Below are 6,335 nucleotides of genomic sequence, written 5' to 3' on the forward strand. Positions count from 1 at the left end.
ACGGCCGCGCGCGAGGTGCTGGGCACGGTCGGCCTCGGCCACAAGCGGAAGTCGTTTCCGCGCGAGCTTTCGGGCGGCGAGCAGCAGCGCGTCGCGATCGCCCGCGCCATCGTCGGCCAAACCCAGGTCATCCTCGCCGACGAGCCGACCGGCGCGCTCGACACCGCCAACGGCCAGGCGATCATGACCCTGCTCGCCGACATCGCCAAGGATCCCTCGCGCGCCGTGCTGGTGGTGACGCATGATCCGCGCATCCTCCCCTTCGCCCATCGCGTCATTCATATCGAGGACGGCCGCATCGTCCGCGAGGAGAGCGGAGGCGACCAACTGAAGAAGGCTTCGAACGCATGAAGACGTCCGGGATCGTAAGCCAGGCCTGTGCGCTGATGCTGGCGGCCTCGACCGTGCTCGCCGCCGCGCCGTCATCGATCGCCCCCGGCGCTCACGCCGCCAGTGCCCAGGAGGAGCGCTGGCTCGCGGTCGCGCCCGGCCGCGTCGAGCCGGCCTCCGGCCTCATCAAGCTCGGCGCGCCCGTGGTCGGGCTGATCCAGGACGTGCTGGTCAAGCCGGGCGATACCGTGTTCGCCGGCCAGGCGCTGGTGCGGCTCGCCGATGCCGAGGCCCGCGCCCAGCTCGCCAGCGCCGAGGCGCAGGCCGCGATGCGCAAGCGCGTGCGCAACAAGGAATCGACGCCATCGGGCGCAGGGCCGCGGCGGCGGGCCGAAGATGGACTCGCCGATGCGCAAGCCGCGGTGTTCGATGCGCGCGTCGCGCTCGACAAGGCGGTGGCCGAGCGGCGCGCCGGACGCGGCGCCGATGGTGATGTCGACAGCGCGCGGACGCAACTCGCCAAGGCGCAGGCCAAACTGGATCAGCAGGCCGACGAGTTGCGCAAGGTGACCGCCGACGCGCCGCTGCCGATCAGCGCCGAGGGCCAGCTCAACGTCGCGCGCAGCGATCTGCAGGCCGCGCGCGCCACGCTCGAGAAGCTCACGATTCGTGCGCCGCTCGACGGCACGGTGCTGCAGGTCAATGCCCGCGCCGGCGAGATCGCCGCGCCGCAAGCCACGCAGCCGCTGGCGCTGCTCGGCGACATGTCGTCGCTGCGGGTGCGCGCCGAGCTCGACCAGCGCGATCTCGACAAGATCAAGCCAGGCCAGCAGGCGGTCGTCCGCTCCGACGCCTTCCGTGGCCGCGACGTCGCCGGCAAGGTCGCGAGCATCGCGCCGCTGGTCGAGAGCAGCCGCGCCGCCGCGCTCAGCCAGCGCAACATGACCGATGTCGACGTGGTGGAAGTGCTGGTGGATCTCGCCGAGCCCGGCCCGTTCGCCGTGGGCATGAAGGTGGATGTGTATTTCAAGCCGTGACCTGCTGTTGCCGGTTATCGCCCGAGCACCGCCGCCCACCGTCCTTGGAGGGGAGAGCTGTCGCATGTGAAAATGCGGAGCCGTCCCGGCGAACGATCCTGCCGAAGAGTTACTCCGTCATGCCCGGGCTTGTCCCGGGCATCCACGTCTTTCTCAGCATGCCGGACGACGTGGGTGGGCCGGTCTTCGCCGCGCCGAAGCGGCTTCGGCCGCGCAGGCGGGACAGGCCCAGCCATGACGACGTGGAAGTGACGTGCAAAAACTCTGTTCAACCTATGCGATAGCCCTGCCCTGTAGGGAAAAGGGTGGCAGATGAAGCGAGCTAATCCCCGCTGGGCGGCGCGAGCGGCTGGACGATCTCCTGGAACGGCGGCAGCGCCTCGCATTTGGCGGCGTGGGCGGCGAGCGCCGGATAGCGCGTGTCGTCGAACAGCTGCGGATGGGCTTCGCGCGTGAAGCGCAATGCGCAGGTGACGGCAATGTCGGCGTGGCCGATATTCTCACCATACCAGTAGCTGGTCGCGACACCCGCGCGCTCAGCCTCGAGCATCGCCAGCACGCCGGCGATCTGCGTCTCGCACCGCTCCACCCACAGCGCGAGCTGATCCTTGCGCAGCACGCGCTCGTAGATCAGGCTGACCGCCTTGTCGGCGAGCCCGGTGGCGAGGGCGATCGTGTGCAGTTGCTGGCGCCGCAATCCGCCGCGCGGCGCAAGCATCGCGCGCTCGGGCCCGACCGACTCGTCGAGATGATCGAGAATGGCGGCCGAATCGATCAGCGCCTCGCCGTCGTCGAGCACCAGCACCGGCACCCGCAGCAGCGGATTGTACGGTGCGATCTTGTCGGCATCGCCGAAGGTCGACCACGGCCGGTGCTCGAACGGGATGCCATAGAGCCGCAGTGCTATGGCGGTACGGCGGACGAAGGGCGAGTCGAATTGGCCGATCAGGAACATGGCGCAGCCTCCCGTGCGCACTATTGAAGCTGCAATTTCGATCTCTGTCAGCTACTATCATGCAGTGCCGAGGTGAACCGATGCTGCGCCTTTCAGCCTTGAGCTTGCTGTTTTTCTGGCCCCTTCTCTGCGTCAGCCCGAGCGGCGTCATGGCTGATCCAGCCCCGCCGTCGCTCGAGATCATCGGGCTCTACTCTTTCAGAGCCAACAGGACCGAATACGACCGCTTCTTGGCCAGGACGATCGAAGAAGTTCACAATCCGCTGAATTTCAGCGAGAACCTCAAGAATTTCCTGCGAGATCAAGGGCGCGGTGATGAGATCAGGCCACTGAGCCGGGAGGACCGCGAGGAGTGGGAGGGTATCTACCGCGCTCATCTGGACGAAGCGGTCCTGGTCGAAGTGATGGTCACCAACCCGGACGCCAGATTCAGCGTTGGCCACTTCATCCAGCCTGATCCGTCGAGGCCCCCAGGACAATGGCAGGCCGCCTGGAACGAAACGTTCCTGACCGCGGATGGCGAGAGCCGGATCGAACTCGCCGACACCGAAAAGGTCCCGAGCAGCAGTCGATACCGGGTGGTCTTCGTGATCCATTACTGGAGGCAGGGCACGCCGCTGCAATCGAGCTATGGCGATTTGACTCCGCCGCTTCCGGAGCCGGTCCCGGCGCGGCTTTGGCGGCTCGCGCCGTACGAGTTACCGGATTAGCTGTTGGGGGTCAGCCAACATCGCGGCGCGGCGTCCGGCAGCCTGCCCTTGCCGTCGAGCTCACCTAGGCGTGATCACCGGCACATGGGCTGCGACATCGCGCGGCAGGGTGCCGTCGAGGCGCGGGTCGGGGGCGATCTCGATCTGGCGGCGATAGGGGCGGAAGCCGGAGCGCTGGTAGAAGGCAAGCGCGCGCGGGTGGTCGAAGCTGCAGGTATGGACCCAGAGCCGCGTGAGCGGCTGCGCCCAGGCGCGGCGCAGTGCGTGGTTCATCAAAAGACGTCCCGCGCTCGTGCCGATCAGCCCGGACGTGACGCCGAACAGCACCAGCTCGCAGTCGGTCTTCTTGCGGAAGTCGAGCTCCAGCAGCGCCTCGTCACCGCCGGCGTGCTCCAGCGTGTAGATCTCGACGCCCGCGGGGCGGATGGTTGCCGCGAGCTCTGCGTCGCTCATCCGCAGGCGTTGCGACCACAGCCATTCCGAACCGACGCGCGCATAGAGGTCGCGGTACCAATCGAGATCCGGCTGCGCGACGCGCCGAATGGCCCCGTCGGCGACCGGATCCGGCGGCAGCACCGGCGGCGCCAGCATCTCGAGCGAGGTCACCACCGCGGCGACCTTGCCGGGCGGGATGTCGACATAACCATCGGGAAACGTCATTCACAGGCACCTGAGTCAGAGACGATCGGCATCCGCGCTTACCCGCGACGTAATTGGATCGCTGCAGGCCGCCGCGCATGCTCGGCGCATTCAACATCAGGAGCGATGACCATGCAACGACGAGACCTGCTGCTGACGGCCGCGACCGCGACCTTTGCCGCGACCGGCGCGCGGGCTGCCGCACCCGAGACACCGCGCTCGCGCGTACGCTGCAGCGACGGCGCGACGCTGCATTGTGAAGACTGGGGCAGCGGCCGGCCCGTGCTGTTCGTGCATGCGTGGGCGCTGACGAGTGCAATGTGGACGTATCAGATGGCCGATCTGAGTCATCGCGGGTTGCGTTGCATCGCGTTCGACCGCCGCGGTCATGGGCGCTCGGACATTCCCGGCAGCGGCTACGATCTCGACCGGCTGGCCGACGACATCGCCGAGGTCATCGCACAGTGCGACCTCGATGACGTTGCGCTGGTCGGCATGTCCATGGGCTGCAACGAGATCGTCAACTACGTCGCCCGCCACGGCACCGCGCGCATCGCGCGGATCGCGATGCTCGGGCCGACCACACCGTATCCGCTGCAGACCGCCGACAATGCGCTCGGCGCGCCCAAGGCCTATTTCGAACAAAGCTGGGCGACGTGGCAGAGCGACTTCCCGAAATGGATCGAGGACAACAAGCTGCCGTTCTTCACGCCCGAGACCTCGCCGCAGATGATGGAGTGGGTCGCGGCCATGATGCGTCAGACCCCGATCCCGGTCGCCGTGGCGACCAATCGCGCGCTCATCACGACCGACCTGCGCCCGGTGCTGGCGAGGATCGACCGCCCGGTTCTGATCCTGCATGGCGACAGAGATGTGTCGGCGCCGCTCGAGATGACCGGACGGCCGACCGTCAGGGGCATCAAGGGCGCCGCGTTGAAGATCTATCCCGGCGGCCCGCACGGGCTGTTCGTCACGCACATGAAGCAGGTCAACGCCGACCTCGCGGCGTTCCTGGCGTGACGGAAGCAAGCAGCGGGGGCGCTACTCGCCCTCGTCGCTCGCCAGCACGCCCTTCACCGCCCGCGCCCAGCCGGCGAGCTTGCGCTGTCGCGTCGCGCCGCTCATCGCCGGCTTGAAGCGGTGCTCGAGGCGCCAATTGTCGGCGAATTTCTCCGGCTCCGGATAGACGCCGGCATTGAGGCCGGCGAGATAGGCGGCGCCGAGCGCGGTGGTCTCCTGGATCATCGGACGGTCGACCGGCGCGTCGAGCAGGTCGGCGAGGCGCTGCATGGTCCAGTCCGACGCCGTCATGCCGCCGTCGACGCGCAGCACGATGGTGGCCGCCGAGGCATCGGGCCAATCGGCGCGCATCGCCGCCCACAGATCGTAGGTCTGGTAGCAGACGCTCTCGAGCGTGGCATGGGCGAGCTCGGCAGGGCCGGTGTTGCGGGTGAGGCCGAACAGCGCGCCGCGCACGCGCGGATTCCAATACGGCGCCCCCAGGCCGACGAAGGCCGGCACCAGATAGACCGACTGCATCGAATCGGACTTGTCGGCGAGCGGGCCGGTCTCGGCGGCGTGCTTGATGATGCCAAGCCCGTCGCGCAGCCACTGCACCGCGGAGCCGGCGACGAAGATCGAGCCTTCGAGCGCGTAGGTTCTGATACCGTTGAGCTGATAGGCGATGGTCGTCAGCAGCTTGTTGTTCGACTTCACCGGCGTCGCGCCGGTGTTGAGCAGCGCGAAGCAGCCGGTGCCGTAGGTCGATTTCATCATGCCCGGCGTGAAGCAGGCCTGGCCGATCGTCGCCGCCTGCTGGTCGCCGGCGATGCCCGCAACCTTGATCGGGCCGCCGAACAAATCGGGCGTGGTGGTGCCGAAATCGGCGGAGGAATCCTTCACCTCGGGCAGCATCGAGCGCGGCACACGCAGCAGCTTCAGCAGCGTGTCGTCCCACTGGCCGGTGTGGATGTTGAACAGCAGGGTGCGCGAGGCGTTGGTGGCGTCGGTCGCGTGCACGCGGCCGCCGGTCAGCCGCCACAGCAGATAGCAGTCGACGGTGCCGAACATCAGCTCGCCGCGCTCGGCACGCTCGCGCGCGCCGGGCACATGATCGAGGATCCAGGCCACCTTGGTGCCGGAGAAATAGGGATCGATGATCAGGCCGGTCCTGGCGCTGACATCGGGCTCGTGACCCTCGGCCTTGAGCTTCGCGCAGATGTCGGCGGTGCGGCGGTCCTGCCAGACGATGGCGCGATGGACGGCCTGGCCGGTGGCGCGGTCCCACACCACCGTGGTCTCGCGCTGGTTGGTGATGCCGATCGCGGCGATGTCCTTGGCCGCGAGCCCCGCTTTTTCCAGCGCGTCGCGGCAGGTCATCACGGTCGATGTCCAGATGTCCTCCGGCTCGTGCTCGACCCAGCCCGAGGCCGGGAAATGCTGCGGGAATTCCTGCTGCGCCACCGCGGCGATCGAGATGTCGGAGCGGAACACCATCGCGCGCGAGGACGTGGTGCCCTGATCGATGGCCAGCACGAAGGACATGGGGCTTCTTCCCGGAAGGTTGACGACGTTGGGGCGACAAGCAAGCGGATTGGCGGGGGAAGGTCAAGGTGGTTGGGGCGTGCCAACGTGCTCCGCTTCGTCCAAGCTGTCCGCTTGACT

7 protein-coding genes are annotated in these 6,335 nt (G+C 67.8%); 4 read left to right on the forward strand and 3 right to left on the reverse strand.

Annotated features, from left to right (window positions below; genetic code table 11):
* Both BRAS3809_RS25470 and BRAS3809_RS25475 read left to right on the forward strand, forming a co-directional pair.
* Positions 1-351: ABC transporter ATP-binding protein (locus BRAS3809_RS25470; RefSeq protein WP_035658498.1), on the forward strand; the 351-nt coding region annotated here is incomplete at its 5' end.
* Entirely contained in the window at positions 348-1,367 is a 1,020-nt protein-coding gene (locus BRAS3809_RS25475; protein WP_008964899.1) for an HlyD family secretion protein, read from the forward strand. The genes BRAS3809_RS25470 and BRAS3809_RS25475, both read left to right, overlap by 4 nt.
* Before the next feature lie 322 nt (positions 1,368-1,689).
* Here the strand turns inward: BRAS3809_RS25475 and BRAS3809_RS25480 are convergent, their stop codons facing one another.
* Complete coding sequence (locus tag BRAS3809_RS25480; protein WP_008964900.1) at positions 1,690-2,322, reverse strand: glutathione S-transferase family protein; 633 nt, start codon at positions 2,320-2,322, stop codon at positions 1,690-1,692.
* A gap of 80 nt (positions 2,323-2,402) precedes the next feature.
* On the opposite strand from BRAS3809_RS25480, the gene BRAS3809_RS25485 reads away from it, so the two are divergent.
* Positions 2,403-3,032: a hypothetical protein gene (locus tag BRAS3809_RS25485; protein WP_008964901.1), complete on the forward strand. Its 630-nt coding sequence runs from the start codon at positions 2,403-2,405 to the stop codon at positions 3,030-3,032.
* Between the two features lie 60 nt (positions 3,033-3,092).
* Here BRAS3809_RS25485 and BRAS3809_RS25490 read toward each other — a convergent pair whose 3' ends face one another.
* Positions 3,093-3,692, reverse strand: coding sequence for a GNAT family N-acetyltransferase (locus BRAS3809_RS25490; RefSeq protein WP_008964902.1), 600 nt, complete (start codon positions 3,690-3,692; stop codon positions 3,093-3,095).
* Positions 3,693-3,803: 111 nt separating this feature from the next.
* On the opposite strand from BRAS3809_RS25490, the gene BRAS3809_RS25495 reads away from it, so the two are divergent.
* Positions 3,804-4,691, forward strand: a complete 888-nt coding sequence (locus BRAS3809_RS25495) for an alpha/beta fold hydrolase (protein ID WP_008964903.1) — start codon at positions 3,804-3,806, stop codon at positions 4,689-4,691.
* A gap of 21 nt (positions 4,692-4,712) precedes the next feature.
* Here the strand turns inward: BRAS3809_RS25495 and glpK are convergent, their stop codons facing one another.
* Positions 4,713-6,215 (reverse strand): glycerol kinase GlpK, encoded by a 1,503-nt coding sequence (gene glpK / locus BRAS3809_RS25500; RefSeq protein ID WP_008964904.1) that lies wholly within the window; start codon positions 6,213-6,215, stop codon positions 4,713-4,715.
* Between the last annotated feature and the right edge of the window lie 120 nt (positions 6,216-6,335).

It is taken from the genome of Bradyrhizobium sp. STM 3809, from assembly GCF_000239795.1.
GTDB lineage: Bacteria > Pseudomonadota > Alphaproteobacteria > Rhizobiales > Xanthobacteraceae > Bradyrhizobium.